Origin of the sequence: Pseudomonas sp. LB-090624, assembly GCF_003205205.1 — a bacterium.
Classification (GTDB): Bacteria; Pseudomonadota; Gammaproteobacteria; order Pseudomonadales; family Pseudomonadaceae; genus Aquipseudomonas.
The window spans coordinates 13,554-27,589 of record NZ_QJRL01000017.1; the positions used below are offsets into that span (position 1 = coordinate 13,554).

A 14,036-nucleotide genomic window follows, 5' to 3' on the forward strand; every position below is an offset into this window, starting at 1 on the left:
TGGTGGCGCTGGCGTGCCGGCGATCGGGCTGCCAGGCAGCCCCCTGCCTCAATGTTGCTTGGCCTGCCTGATCCTCAGCAAAATCACCAACAACACCAGCAGCACCGGCGGCGCCATGGCCAACAACCCATCCCGCGCCGTCAGCCCCAACCCCAGTACATTCAGCCCGCCATACAACAGCTTGAACAGGTTCAACAGGTAGTAGGTGATGGCAATGATCGATAGCCCCTCCACCGCCCGCTGAATCTTCACCTGGGCATCCGCCCGGGCATTGAGGCTGTGCAGGATCCCGGCATTCTGTTCTTCCATCTCCACCTGCACCCGCGCCTGTAGCAGGTCACCGAGGTTGGCCACGTTCTTGGCAAGCTGTTCCAGCCGTTGCTCGGTAGCTGCGCAGTAGCGCACGGTCGGCTTGAACCGCCGCTCGATGAACACCCCCAAGCGCTGGCAGTCGCCCACGTGGCTTTCGCGCAGTTCACCCAAACGCTCGAAGACCAGTTGCGCATACGCCTGTGTGGCGCCAAAGCGGTGGCGGGTTTTCACCGTGTGGCTGACCACCTGGCGTGACAGGTGGGCAATGGCTTCCAGCAGCCCCTTGGAGTCATGCCCATCGCCCCCGGCACTGCGCTCGGAGAGGTTGACCAAGGTCTTGTCGAAGGCATCCAGTTCCTGGCTCAGCTGTTTGGCCGTGGTCAGGGTCAGCGAGGCCATCATGCGGTACGTCTCGATCTCCAGCAGGCGGCGGATCATGCGGCCCTGGCGGTAAGCATTGAGGCGGCGGTTGATGAACAGGAAGCGATTGGTGCCATCCTCGGTCAGGCGGAAATCACTCCACGCCACGGCATCGCCACCCCCAACGCATGAGCCGCACGGGTCCTTGAAACCATAGTGGGGCAGGTCCAGGCCCTGTTCGTCACGGACCAGCACCTGCACTGCGTTGATTACCTGCGTGGCTTGCGGGGCAATGGCCTCGGCCAGTACCGGCGGCAGGGCTTGCCACTCGGTGTCGGCTGAAGTGCAGGGCACCACCAGGGTCAGGGTGAAGAACTCGGTGTGCCGCTCCCATTTGAACGGGTGACCATTCAGGTGGGTAATACCCTGGGCGGCACAAGGGTCCAGTGCGTCCGGGCAGCAACGTTGCAGCAGTGCTGTACAAGCAGCATCGCCGCCGAGCAAGGCCAGGTGGAAGACATGCGCCGGGCCGTCGAAGTACAGCGACGGGCGAGCGTGCAGTTCGTTATGCAAGGCGGTGCGTTGAGGGTGCATGGGTGGTCCGGCCTGGTGTTGTGATTGTGGGGGTACCAGGAAGTGGGACTTAACGCGCGTAGGGGAAAGTCACGTGGGGCAGGCAACGTCATCATGAAAGACGAATGACCGTTCGTAACGCAATCAGATTTACATCTACACAAATGCGTTACGAAGCGCTGGCCTAGTTCCATCTCGACGGATCCAGTCGAGTAAATTGCCCGTGTGGAACGGGCGAGGAGACATCCATGAGTGAAATTCAACCGCGCGACCGCAGCAAAGCGGTGCCTTTGAACATGCGGGTTGCCGAGCACAGGCGGGACTTGATCGACGCCGCGGTTGAAGTCGTTGGCGGTGATCGCACCAGTTTCGTCCTTGAGGCCGCATGTAAGCGTGCCGAGGAAGTGCTGATGGAACGGCGGCTGTTTCTGCTCGATGACGCAGCATTCTATCGAACGGCTCGGTCGCGCGGGGGCATGGCGTATCGGCGCGCCTGCGGCCCCTTGCGATATCAACCCAGGCACCGCGTCACATGCTTCACCGACTGATACCCCGATAACCCCCAGGGCCCGAGTTCACGGCCTATTCCGCTACCTTTGGTGCCGCCCCACGACGTCTCGACGAACACCGCCTGCACCGAGTTGATCCACACATGGCCAACCTCCAGCGCATCGGCCACGCGCTCGGCGCGCTCCAGGTCCGCAGTGCACACCGTCGCCACCAGGCCGAAACGGCTGTCGTTGGCTTCGGCGATCGCCTGTTGCTCGGTAGCAAAGCGCCGCGCGCACAGCACCGGGCCGAAGATTTCCTCGGCCCACAAGCGGCTATCCTTCGGCACATCGGCATACAGCGTCGGGCTGACGAACCAGCCGTCGCGGTCCAGTGCCTTGCCACCGGCCAGGCACTGCAAACCTTCTTCACGCGCCGTGGCAAAGTAGCTGGCAACCTTCAACCACTGGGCTTGGCTGGTCAGCGGGCCCATTTCGACCTCTTCGGTCAGCGGGTTGCCCACCCGCAGGTTTTCCAGCGCCGCCTGCAGGCGCTGCAGTAGGGCATCGGCAATGCCGTCCTGCACCAGCAGGCGCGAAGTGGCTGAACACATCTGCCCGGCGTTCCAGCTTATGCCAGCCACAATCCATTCTACCGCCTGGTCGACATCGCAATCATCGAACACCACGATCGCCGACTTGCCGCCCAGTTCCAGCGTTACCGGCCGGCACTGCGCCGAAGCACTGCGCATCACCTGGCTGCCTACGCTGTTGCTGCCGGTGAACGACAGTTTGTCCAGGCCGTGGTGGCTGCTCAGCGCCGCACCGGTCTCGGCTTTGCCGTTGACGATGTTCAGTACCCCGGCCGGCAGGCCCAAGGTGTCGGCGATCTGGCCGTAGGCCTGCTCGACCAGCGGGGTCACCTCCGAAGGCTTGAGCACCACGGTGCAGCCGGCGGCCAGGGCCGGGGCAAGCTTCCAGGCGCTGGTCACCAGCGGGAAGTTCCACGGCACGATCAGGCCGACCACGCCCACGGGCTCCAGGCGAGTGCGGGCGGTGAAGCCCGGCGCAGCCAGCGGCACGTCACGGTTTTTTACCGGCAATTGCTCGGCCAGCTCGGCGTAGTAGCCGAAGGTGGCGATGGCGTCGTCCAGGTCGATCTCTGCCTCGTGGCGCGGCTTGCCGTTGTTGCGCATCTGCAGGGTGATCAGCGCTTCGCGGCGCTGACCAAGCTGTTCGGCAAAGCCGCGCAGGTAAGCGGCACGCTCGCTGGCGCCGGTGCTTTTCCAGGCGGGCAGGGCAGTACGGGCGGCGGCCACGGCCTGGTCGACCTGCTCGACGCTGGCAGCCATCAGTTCGGCGAACGGTTGCCCCAGCGCAGGGTCGTTGACGCTGATGCAGTCGCTGCCTTGGCCTTCGACCCAGCGGCCGGCTATGTAGTGGGAAGTGGTCATGGTCGGTTTCCAGTCAGGCCATTTCGGCAGTGGTTACAGGCGTGTGCGCAGTGCTTTTGCTGCGCACCCAGCGCGGGCCCTGAGGGCCATACACGCCAGCAGGTTCAGGGAAAAGGTTGAGCAATAGCAGGTACAGCACCCCTGCCAACCCAAGGGTGACCGGTAGGCTCAGGTCGACGCCAGCGGCCAGGTCGCCCAGCGGGCCGACGAACTGCCCCGGCAGGTTGACGAAGCACAGGCCGACCGCCGCGCTGGGGATCCATGCCCCCATGCCGCGCCAGTTCCAGCCGTGCAGGAACCAGTAGTGGCCACCACGCTGGCCGCGGGTGAACACCTGCAGGTCATCGGCGTGGTAGAAGCCGCGGCGTGTGATCAGGCCAAGGATCATGATCACCATCCACGGGCTCGTGCAGGTGATGATCAGCACGGCAAAGGTCGACACGCTTTGCACCAGGTTGAAGGTGAAGCGACCGATGAAGATGAAGCCGATCGCCAGCGCGCCGATCAGCAGCGTGGCGCCTGCGCGGCTGAGCAGGCGCGGGAACACGCTGGACATGTCCAGGCCGGTGCCATACAGGGCGGTGGTGCCAGTGGACATGCCGCCGATCACGGCAATCAGGCACACCGGCAGGAAGAACCAGCCAGGGGCAACGGCCAGCAGGCCGCCGACATAGTTGTTGGTGGCGATGTAGTCCGGTGCCTGGGTGGCCACCAGGGTGGCGGTGCACAGGCCGAACAGGAACGGAATCAGCGTGGCACCCTGGGCCGCAATCACGGCCAGCATGATGCGCGCCTTGGGTGTTTCACGCGGGATATAGCGTGACCAGTCACCCAGAAACGCACCGAACGACACTGGGTTGCTCATGGCCAGGATCGCTGCGCCGACGAACGCTGCCCAGAAACCGGCCTGGCCGAGGTTGACGCTGCCCGCGTAGCCCGCATCGAACGGCCCGGCAAAGGCAACGATGCCCAGCAGGAACAGTAGGCTCGAAGCCCACACGGCAATCTTGTTGACCCACAGCATGAAGCGGAAGCCGAAGATGCATACCACCAGTACCAGCACTGCGAACAGGCCGTAGGCCAGGCCCAGGGTCAGGTCGGTTTCCGGCAGGCCGGCCAGGCGTTTGGCGCCCCCGACCAGGGCGTCACCCGAGCTCCATACCGACAGTGAGAAGAACGCCACGGCGGTGAGTAGCGACAGGAACGAGCCGACGATGCGCCCGTGTACACCAAAGTGCGCGCCCGACGATACAGCATTGTTGGTGCCGTTCAGCGCGCCGAACAGCCCCATCGGTGCAAGGATCAGCGCGCCGATGCCAACGCCGAGCAGAATGGCCCACACACCGGCCTGGAACGACAGCCCGAAAAGTACCGGGAAGCTGCCCAGCACGGCTGTGGCAAACGTATTGGCGCCGCCAAAGATCAAACGAAACAGGTCCAGCGGGGAGGCGTCGCGTTGATCGGCGGGGATCTGTTCGACGCCGTTGGTCTCGATACCGGTCGAGTGGCTCATGGTAATGCTCCAGCGCGGTTGTTGTGGGCCGGCGCGTGCGCGGGCCTTCTTGTGGGTGCGATGGCAGGGCGGCAGGGCCGCAATAAAGGTGATCAGGCCGGTGATACGACCGACAGGTGCTCGTGGCAGGCGAGCCACTGGTCCCCGTGGCGACGGAAGACAATGGTCTCGCGCTCACGCAACTGGTGTTCTTCACCGGCAATGCGGATATGCGTGGCCACATCGTGCATGAAGACCGCCACGTCACCCTGCAGGCTCACTTGGGCGTTACCCGATTCACAGGCCAGCACGGCAAAGCCGTCGCCCTGCCACTGGGCCCAGAGATCTTCGTAGGCACGGCGCGACAGTAGCGGTTGCGGCAAGGTGTGGAAAAGGAAGGTGGCGTCTTCGCTGAAGCAGGCGAAATAGCGGGCGGTATCGTTGCTGGCGAAGGCGGCAACAAGGTCGGCGGCGGCTTGCCGTACCTGAAGTGTCTGGTCCACGGGAGTGGCCTCACGGTTTTTGTGATTGTGGTGAAGCGATTCTGGTGGCGCTTGCCGGGGGGAAAAATCGCTGGCAGCAAATAATCAGTTCAGGAATTTGTGAAGTGACAAGCCTGCCAGAGTGCCTGCACCAATCTGCAAGCGAAGCGGCAAACTGGTATTCGTCGACCATACTGAAGCTTCATTCACCTTCAGGAGAGTGTCATGTCGAAGCCGTCCAGGAAGAAGCCCTCCCAGGAACAACCCGAAAAGTTGGGCGGCAAGGCCTACGAAAAAGCGCTCAAGAGCCTGCATGTAGAGTTGGTGAAGCTGCAGGAGTGGGTGGTGGCCAAGGGCCTGAAGCTATGCATTGTTTTCGAAGGCCGTGATGGCGCCGGCAAGGGCGGCACCATCAAGGCTATTACCGAGCGCGTCAGCCCGCGGGTATTTCGGGTGGTAGCACTGCCCGCGCCGACCGAGCGGGAGAAGACGCAAATGTACCTGCAGCGTTACCTGGGCCATCTGCCAGCGGCAGGTGAAGTGGTGATCTTCGATCGCAGTTGGTACAACCGTGCGGGCGTTGAGCGGGTGATGGGCTTCTGCTCCGGCGAGCAAGCGGACAAGTTTCTGGCCGGTGTCCCTGGGTTCGAGAGGGTGATGGTCGATTCGGGGATCATCCTCATCAAGTACTGGCTTGAAGTCAGCGCCGAAGAGCAGACCCGGCGCCTGCAGGATCGCATCAACGACGGCCGCAAGCTGTGGAAGCTATCGCCGATGGACCTCAAGTCGTATACCCGCTGGGATGACTACACCAAAGCGCGGGACGACATGTTCCAGGCGTCGGATACCGCATGGGCACCGTGGTTCGTGGCCCATTCCAACGACAAACGTCGCGCCCGGCTGAATATCATCAGCCATCTGCTCAGCCGTATTCCCTACCAGGACATAACCCGCGACCAGCTGGTGAAGCTGCCCAAACGCGGCAAGATCGGCAAGTACAAGGCTGTCGCCTACCCGTTCAAGGTCGTCGAAGAACGCTTCTGAACCCCTCCCGCCCGGGAGCTGCGAAGGTACGAGCTCATGCCACATGACGGCAGCCTGTTGCAGGCGACGGTGGTATTTCTTCTGGCTGTGGTGCTTCTGGTGCCGCTGGCGCAGCGTCTGAAAATGGGCGCAGTGCCGGGATACCTCTTGGCGGGAATCTTGATTGGCCCGTCGGTGCTTGGGCTGTTGGGCAACCCGGACAACGTGGCGCGGCTGTCGGAAATGGGCGTGGTCATGCTGTTGTTCGTGATTGGCCTGGAGCTTTCCCCGCGGCGTCTGTGGACCATGCGCCGGGCGCTATTTGGCGTCGGCAGTTTGCAAGTGGGGCTGACCGCAGTGCTGCTCGGGCTACTGGCATTCTGGCTGTTCGATCAATCGAAACCTGCCGCTATCGTGCTGGGCCTGGGCCTGGCGCTGTCGTCCACCGCCTTTGGCTTGCAGGTACTGGCCGAGCGCAAGGACCTGGGTAAACCTCATGGCCGCCTGGCCGTGGCCATCCTGCTGTTCCAGGACATTGCCGCCATTCCCTTGATTGCCGTGGTGCCGTTGCTCGGTGGCGATGTCAGCACTGCCGACGAAGGGGCCTGGCCGTTGCTGGCCGTGGCTGTCGGTATCGGCCTGCTGATTGTTTTCGGCCGCTATCTGCTGACCCCGGTATTCAAGTGGACGGTGGGGTCGGGCCTGCCTGAGCTATCGACCGCCACGGCATTGCTGGTGGTGCTGGGCACCGCCTGGTTGATGGAGCATGTGGGCGTGTCGATGGCGCTGGGGGCGTTTCTGGCCGGTGTGCTGATGGCCGAGTCGCCTTTTCGCCACGAGCTGGAAACCCAGATCGAGCCGATCAAAGGCTTGCTACTGGGGCTGTTTTTCGTAGGTGTAGGCATGAGCGCCGACCTGCGTCTGCTTTTTGGCATGCCGCTGATAGTGCTGGGCCTGACCGTGCTGCTGGTGGCCATCAAGCTGCCCTTGCTGTATGGCCTGGGGCGCACGATGGGCGAGCTCAACAAGGCCCAGGCGCTTTGCCTGGGTGTGGTGCTGGCCTCGGGGGGCGAGTTCGCCTTTGTGGTGTTCAAGCTGGCGCTGGCGCATCAAGTGCTCACACAACAGGTACACGACCTGCTGGTGCTGGCCATCACCTTGTCGATGGCGGTGGTGCCCTTGGTCATGATGGCCCTGGCGCGGCAGCTGCGCGATGACAGCCCTGTGCAGGCATCCCCTGAAACGGGCCAGTGAATTGCGCCTAGCTGGCGCATTGAGTATCTGGAGGTGAATCATGCAGTCGAGTTTCAAGCTGGACAGCGCCCTGTCGCGGGGCTTGCTCGATGTGCTCATCAAGGCCGGTCTGGTGGCAGCGTTGGTGATCTTCGCCTTCCAGGTGTTTCAGCCGTTCCTGGAGTTGATGCTGTGGGCGGTGATCCTGGCGGTTACGCTGTACCCCTTGCATTGCCGTATTCAGCGCCGCACCGGGCTCAAGCAAGGCTATGCGGCGACGCTGGTAGTGCTATTGGTACTGGTGGTGCTGCTGGTGCCGGTCTACCTGGTGATGATGTCCATCGCCGAATCGGTGGACAGCCTGGTGACGCTACTCAAGACCGGCGCCTGGAGTGTGCCGGTCCCGCCTGATTCCGTGGCGACCTGGCCACTGATCGGGCCGAAAGTGCATGCGTTGTGGTTGGCGGCCTCCGAAAACATGGCCAGTGTGCTGAACCAATGGCTGCCCCAGATCAGGGGGGCCGGGCTGACGGTGCTGGGCGCTGCGGCCAGCGCCGGTGGGGCCTTCCTGCTGTTCATCGGCGCGATCCTCATTTCCGGGGTCATCATGGCCTTCGGTGAACGAGGTGACATCGCTGCGCAGCGTATCGCCATGCGGGTTTCAGGTGCAGAGCGCGGGAAACCCTTGGCCACGCTGTGCACGGCTACCATTCGCGCGGTGGCACAAGGGGTGATCGGCATTGCCTTCATCCAGATGCTGCTGATCGGTGTTGGTTTTATCGTCAAAGGGGTTCCCGGTGCCGGGATGCTGGCCATCGTCATCCTCATGCTGGGCATTGCACAGGCCCCGGCGACGCTGGTGACCTTGCCGGTGATCATCTATGTGTTCAACGCCGAAGGCTTCACGGTGGCGACCATCATTTTTGCCATCTACACCTTTGTCGCCGGCCTTGCCGACAACGTGCTCAAGCCGCTGCTGCTGGGGCGCGGGGTCGATGTACCAATGCCGGTGGTACTGATCGGGGCGCTGGGCGGCATGGTGGTCAAAGGCATCATCGGTTTGTTCATTGGCCCGGTAATCCTCGGCGTGACCTATGTGTTGTTCTGGCAATGGGTTGCGCTGCAGGTGCCGGAGCAACCAGCACCCCCTGCTGCCTGAGCTATGCCCAACTGCTGCCATGGCCTGGGGTTACTGATGCTACTGGCTGGTTGCACCCAGGTCGGCCCGGATTTCGAAACGCCCCAGGCGCCGTGGCTGGACGGCTGGAGCACACCTTTGCTGGAGCAGGCAGGGCGTAGCGCCGCCACCCCTGACATGCGCGCGTGGTGGGGGATGTTTGCCGACCCGATGCTGGACGCGCTAATTGCCGAGGCCGACGCCAACAACACCAACCTGCGCGTGGCGGGCCTGCGCATCGCGGAGGCTCGCGCCCAGTTGGCGATCGTGCAGACCGGGCGTTATCCACAGCTGCAGCAACTGAGTGCGCAGAGCCTGTATCTGAAGCAGGACCAGTCAGGTACCTCCACCGCCCGTGATTCGGTGTTCTGGCAATCCAGCGTCGGTTTCGACATCGGCTGGGAAATCGATTTCTGGGGCCGCTTCAGTCGCGCCATCGAAAGTGCCGACGCTGTCTACTTTGCCTCCCAGGCCAATTACGCCGACGCCATGGTGTTGCTGCGTGCGCAAGTGGCCGACACCTACTTTGCTCTGCGTACCGCCGAAGCTCGGCTGGCTATCGCCCAAGAGAACGCCAAGCGCCAGGCGCGTAGCCTGGAGATCACCGAGCGGCTGTTCCGCCACGGCGAAAATGACGAACTCGACTGGCAGCAGGCGCGCACTCAATATCTGGCGACCCAGGCGACCATCCCCGAGTTCGAGAACCAGCTCAACGCCCTGCGCAACGTGCTGTGCTCGCTGCTCGGCCGCCCGCCTGGGCCGCTGCCGCAGCTGGACGCCGGCCATGGCCAGCTGCCCTTGCCGGATCGGGCAGTGTTGCAGGATGTACCTGCCAGCCTGCTGCAGCGCCGCCCGGACATCCGCGCCGCCGAGCAGGCAGTGGCGGCGCAGTCGGCGCTGGTCGGGGTGGCCGAGGCCGATCTTTATCCACAGCTGAGCTTGCTTGGCAGTATCGGCTGGACCTTTTTATCGGCCAATCATCTGCCCGACACCTTCGACCTGGCGGCTGGCCCAAGCCTGATCTGGAACCCGTTCGACTATGGCCGGCGCAAGAACACCGTTCGCGTGGAAGATGCCCGCTTGCAGCAACTGATCGAGTTGTACCAGCAGGGCGTGCGCGAAGCTGCCCGTGAGGCCGACGATGCCGCCAGCGGGCTGGTGCGCTCGCTGCAGAGTGCAGCCATTCGCGACCAGGCCTCCCAGGCTGCGCAACGCTCGCTGAACCTGGCCAGTTCGCAGTACCGCGAAGGCTTCGCCGATTTCCAGCGCGTGCTCGACGCCCAACAACTGCTGTTGCAGCAGCAAGACGGTTACCTGGTCAGCCGTGGCAACGCGGTCAGCAGCCTGGTGACTTTGTACAAGGCCCTGGGGGGTGGTTGGGACGCCAGACGCGCGCCGATCGACCCGGCCACCCGCCAGCGAATGCAGCAACGCACCGACTGGGGCGAGTTGCTCGACGAGCCAGCCCCCACTGCGCATGCACAAGGTGAAACCGAATGAGCGACGCCACGCCAACGCCGCCCCCGTCAGCCCCGGATCGCGGCATGCGCTGGGTGTTGCTGCTGATTGCGGTCAGCCTGCTCTGGTACTTGCTGGCTGACCGCTATACCCCGTATACCCAGCAAGCTCGCCTGCAGGCTTACGTGGTCCCGGTGACAGCCGAAGTGGCCGGGCAGATCAAGCGTGTCGCGGTAGGCAACAACCAGGAGGTGCGCCAGGGCGATGTGCTGTTCGAACTCGATCCGGAGCAGTACCGCATTGCCTTGGCCCGTGCCGAAGCCGACCTCGATACCGTGCGCCGGCAAATCGGCGCCAGTACCGCCGGCATCGATTCGGCCCAGGCAGCGCTGGTGGCCGCCCAGGCCAACGAACGCAAGGCGCGCCAAGACGCCGAGCGCCTCAAACGACTAATTGACGAAGACCCGGGTACCGTGTCGGTTCGCCGTCTGGAAGGCGCCCAGGCGACCCGGGACCAGGCTATCAGCCAAGTGGCGGCAGCCCGTGCCGAAGTGGAGCGCGCCCGCGAGCAGCAGGGTGGGGCACCGGATGACAACGCCCAGCTGCGCAGTGCCGCGGCCAATGTGCAAAAGGCCCGCCTGGACCTTGCCCGTACCGTGGTGCGCGCTGACGCGAACGGGCTGATCACCGACCTGCGCACCGACGTTGGCCACTATGTCGGCGCAGGTAGCCCGATGATGACCCTGATCAGTATCCATGATGTGTGGATAAGTGCCGACATGACCGAGAACAACCTCGGCCGGCTGCGCCCCGACACCCCGGTGCTGGTGGTGCTCGACGCGTTGCCCGGCACTGTGTTGAAGGGGCGCATACGCAGCATTGGCTACGGCGTGAGCGTGGGCCAGAGCACCCCGCCGGGTACGTTGCCGACCGTGCAGAACAGCCGCGAGTGGCTGCGTTCGGCGCAGCGCTTCCCAGTGATTGTGGAACTGCAGCGCGACCAGCTTCAGGACAAGACCATGCTGCGGGTCGGTGGTCAGGCCGAGGTCATGGCCCTGCCCAGCGAAGGCAACCCACTGAACCTGCTAGGCCGGTTGTTCATGTGGCTGATGAGCTGGCTGTCGTATGCCTATTGAATGGCGCCGCCTGCGGGCACTGCGCCTGGCCTTGGGCGTATCACTGTGCCTGGCCGTGAGCTTTGCCATCGGCTTGCCGGTGCCGATCCTTGCGCCGGTGTTCGCGGTGCTGTTGCTGGCCATGCGCAGCCAGCCATTACCCCTGCGTGCGGCACCGGCCCTGGCGCTACTGGTGCTGCTCGCTTGCGGCAGCGGGTTGCTGCTGATTCCGCTGTTGCGCCATGCGCCGTTGGCCGGGGTGTTACTGGTCGGGGTGGGTGTTTTCCTGACCTTGCGCTATGCACTGAAGGGCGGCAACGGCCTGCTGGCCAACCTGCTGGTGATCGGCCTGACCATGATCGCCGCTGCCGGCACCAGTGACTTCACCCTGGCACTGTCGGTGGTCGAAGCGCTGGCCAAAGGCATGCTGCTGGCAGTGCTGGGCACATCAGTGGCGCACATGATGTTCCCCGAGCCCGGCGACGCGCCAGCACAACCGGTGCCGCCGCTGCTGGGCAGCGAGCATGTCAGCTGGGTAGCGCTGCGTGCCACGCTGATCGTGATGCCGGCCTTTCTGCTGGCGCTGATCGCCCCGGACCAGTACATGCCGCTGATCATGAAAGCAGTCAGCGTAGGGCAGCAGGCCGGCGAAACCCGTGCGCGGCACGCCAGCCGGGAACTGATCGGCTCAACCTTGCTTGCTGGCGTGTTGGCGATACTGCTGTGGGGGGCGTTGAGCCTGTTCGTGCACCTGTGGATGTTCTTCCTGTGGGTGCTGCTGTTCGCCCTTTGGCAGGCGCGGCGGCTGTACCAGGCCGTGCCGAATCGGCAGAGCCCGGCGTACTGGGTCAGTTGCCTGACGACCATGCTGATCTTGCTGGGGCAATCGGTGCAGGACAGTGCAGGTGGGCAGGATGTGTACAAGGCGTTCGCGGTGCGTATGGCGCTGTTTCTGGCGGTGTCGGTGTACGCCAGCGCCATGTTGATCTGGATTGACCGGATTCGGAGTCGGCGCGGGCTTCTTCGCGGTTAACGCCGCTCCCCTGGAAAATCAGGGCTGCCAGTCAACCCCACTGTCTTCCAGATAGGCATCCACCGCTGCGCCCACGGTCGGGTGAAAGGCCTTCTCCCCCATGTGCTCGAACAACTCGAACTGCCGCATCTTGTCCTTCACCGGGTCCTTCATTTCGGCGAACTGCAACTCTACCCCCCGCGCCTCCAGTGCCCGGTCCAGTTCGGCCAGCATGTCCGCCGAAGTGATATCGATGCTGGTCACCGGCTCAGCGGCAATGACCACTCGCTGTACCGGCGTTGGCGACGCGTCTACCGCCGCCATCACGGTGTGCTGGAACTGCTCGGCGTTGGCAAAGAACAACGGCGCGTCCCAGCGCAGCAGCACCAGCCCTGGAATACGCCGGGCCTGTGGATAACGCTGCACGTCATGGTAGCCGCGCAGCCCATCCGCCCGGCCGAGCACCGCGTGGTGCGGCCGCCAGCCGTCCCACAGGAACTCGATCACCGAAATCGCCACGGCAATGCAGATACCGGGAATGGCGCCGAACACCGCCACACCGACAAAGCAGGTGAACGACAGCCAGAATTCCCACTGCTGCATGCGGAAGATACGCTTGAGGTCGGCAATTTCGAACAACCCCAGGGCAGCAGCAATCACTACGGCAGCCAAAGCACTGTTGGGCAGGTGTTGCATCAGATTGGGCGCAACCAGCAGCAACAGGGTTACCGCCAGCGCGCCGATGATGCCGGTGAGCTGGGTCTGCGAGCCGGCGGCTTCGGCCACTGGGGTGCGCGATGAACTGCTGCTGATCGGAATGCCCTGGAACAGCCCCGAGGCCAGGTTGGCCACGCCCAGGCCGAACATTTCCTGGTTGGGGTTCACCGGCATCTTGAGGCGCGCGGCGTAGGAGCGTGACAGCACACTGGTGTCGGCGAACGACACCAGCGCCACGGCAATACCGCCCAGTAGCACCTCGACCAGGTCAATGTCGCTCACCCAGGGGAAGACGAAGCTTGGCAGGCCCTGGGGCAATTGCCCGAGTACCTTGACGCCCATTTGATCGAGCTTGAACAGGCTCACTGCCAGCGTCGCCAGTACCACGGCGATCAGTATGCCGGGCAGGCGCTTGAACGGTTTGAGCAACAGGATCAGCGCCAGGCTACCGGCACCCACGATGAAGCTTGGCCAGTGCCCTTGGCCGGCAAACAGCGCCTGGCCCAAGTACCAAAGGTCGCGCAAGGGCCCTTCGCTGTCGACTTTGATGCCGAACAGCTTGGGCAGCTGGCTGATCAATACGGTCAGGGCGATGCCGTTCATGTATCCATAGCGGATGGGCTTGGACAGCAACTCGGTGATAAAGCCCAGGCGCAGCAGCCCGGCAATCACACAGAACCCCCCGGCGACCAGTGCCATCATACTGGCGATGGCGATAGCCCGCTGCGGGTCGCTGGCGGCGTACTGCACCACCACCGCCAGGATCGGCGCGGCCAGCGCCGAGTCCGGGCCCAGCACCAGGATGCGGCTGGGACCAAACAGGGCATAGGCCAGCAGGGGGATGATGGTGGCGTACAGGCCATAGATGCCGGGGACGCCGGAAGCCTCGGCGTAGGCGATGCCCACAGGCACCAGCATGGTGGTGAGCACCAGGCCGGCGGCGATGTCCTTGGGCAGCCAGGCAGCTTTGTAGTGGAGCAAGGTGACCAAGCCGGGTAACCAGCGTTGCCAGTCGAAACGAGTGGGTGGGGGCATGGTGTCGGCTCGGGGCGGGAAGGGCGCTGAACCTCAGCTTAGATGCTGAAGGCGGGCGCCGCGTTGCGGCCCATCGCTACACACGCCGCTCCTGCACAGGGTGCT

12 protein-coding genes are annotated in these 14,036 nt (G+C 63.9%); 7 read left to right on the forward strand and 5 right to left on the reverse strand.

The genetic code is table 11. The features are described 5' to 3' along the window. Positions 1-48: 48 nt before the first annotated feature. A complete protein-coding gene (locus tag DMX11_RS16465; protein ID WP_110745468.1) occupies positions 49-1,266 on the reverse strand; it encodes a DUF3422 domain-containing protein in 1,218 nt (405 codons plus the stop codon). A 227-nt stretch (positions 1,267-1,493) separates the two neighbouring features. Here DMX11_RS16465 and DMX11_RS16470 point away from each other — a divergent pair, with 227 nt between their 5' ends. Continuing rightward, a complete protein-coding gene (locus DMX11_RS16470; protein ID WP_110745469.1) occupies positions 1,494-1,793 on the forward strand; it encodes a DUF1778 domain-containing protein in 300 nt (99 codons plus the stop codon). On the opposite strand, the gene DMX11_RS16475 is transcribed toward DMX11_RS16470, so the two are convergent. The 3 genes from DMX11_RS16475 to DMX11_RS16485 all read right to left on the reverse strand — a co-directional run bounded on the left by DMX11_RS16475 (position 1,757) and on the right by DMX11_RS16485 (position 5,182). Continuing rightward, positions 1,757-3,187, reverse strand: a complete 1,431-nt coding sequence (locus DMX11_RS16475) for an aldehyde dehydrogenase family protein (protein WP_110745470.1) — start codon at positions 3,185-3,187, stop codon at positions 1,757-1,759. The two genes, DMX11_RS16470 and DMX11_RS16475, sit on opposite strands and share 37 nt — an antisense overlap. 13 nt (positions 3,188-3,200) lie before the next feature. Continuing rightward, positions 3,201-4,700, reverse strand: a complete 1,500-nt coding sequence (locus DMX11_RS16480) for a cytosine permease (RefSeq protein WP_110745471.1) — start codon at positions 4,698-4,700, stop codon at positions 3,201-3,203. A gap of 92 nt (positions 4,701-4,792) precedes the next feature. Beyond that, positions 4,793-5,182, reverse strand: a complete 390-nt coding sequence (locus DMX11_RS16485; protein ID WP_110745472.1) for a nuclear transport factor 2 family protein — start codon at positions 5,180-5,182, stop codon at positions 4,793-4,795. Positions 5,183-5,386: 204 nt separating this feature from the next. On the opposite strand from DMX11_RS16485, the gene ppk2 reads away from it, so the two are divergent. Genes ppk2 through DMX11_RS16515 form a run of 6 tightly spaced genes read left to right on the forward strand, consistent with a single transcriptional unit; the run spans position 5,387 to position 12,200 of the window. Continuing rightward, positions 5,387-6,205, forward strand: coding sequence for a polyphosphate kinase 2 (gene ppk2, locus DMX11_RS16490; RefSeq protein WP_110745473.1), 819 nt, complete (start codon positions 5,387-5,389; stop codon positions 6,203-6,205). A 36-nt stretch (positions 6,206-6,241) separates the two neighbouring features. After that, a complete protein-coding gene (locus DMX11_RS16495; protein WP_110745474.1) occupies positions 6,242-7,438 on the forward strand; it encodes a monovalent cation:proton antiporter-2 (CPA2) family protein in 1,197 nt (398 codons plus the stop codon). Positions 7,439-7,478: 40 nt separating this feature from the next. Further along, complete coding sequence (locus DMX11_RS16500; RefSeq protein ID WP_110745475.1) at positions 7,479-8,576, forward strand: AI-2E family transporter; 1,098 nt, start codon at positions 7,479-7,481, stop codon at positions 8,574-8,576. Between the two features lie 3 nt (positions 8,577-8,579). Then, positions 8,580-10,094, forward strand: a complete 1,515-nt coding sequence (locus DMX11_RS16505) for an efflux transporter outer membrane subunit (protein ID WP_110745476.1) — start codon at positions 8,580-8,582, stop codon at positions 10,092-10,094. Then, a complete protein-coding gene (locus tag DMX11_RS16510) occupies positions 10,091-11,188 on the forward strand; it encodes an HlyD family secretion protein (protein WP_110745477.1) in 1,098 nt (365 codons plus the stop codon). The genes DMX11_RS16505 and DMX11_RS16510 overlap by 4 nt, the downstream gene beginning before the upstream one ends. Continuing rightward, positions 11,178-12,200 carry a DUF2955 domain-containing protein gene (locus DMX11_RS16515; RefSeq protein WP_110745478.1) on the forward strand — a complete coding sequence of 341 codons (1,023 nt, stop codon included), beginning with the start codon at positions 11,178-11,180 and terminating at the stop codon, positions 12,198-12,200. The genes DMX11_RS16510 and DMX11_RS16515 overlap by 11 nt, the downstream gene beginning before the upstream one ends. An 18-nt stretch (positions 12,201-12,218) precedes the next feature. On the opposite strand, the gene DMX11_RS16520 is transcribed toward DMX11_RS16515, so the two are convergent. Further along, positions 12,219-13,931, reverse strand: coding sequence for a SulP family inorganic anion transporter (locus tag DMX11_RS16520; RefSeq protein ID WP_110745479.1), 1,713 nt, complete (start codon positions 13,929-13,931; stop codon positions 12,219-12,221). Positions 13,932-14,036 lie beyond the last annotated feature (105 nt).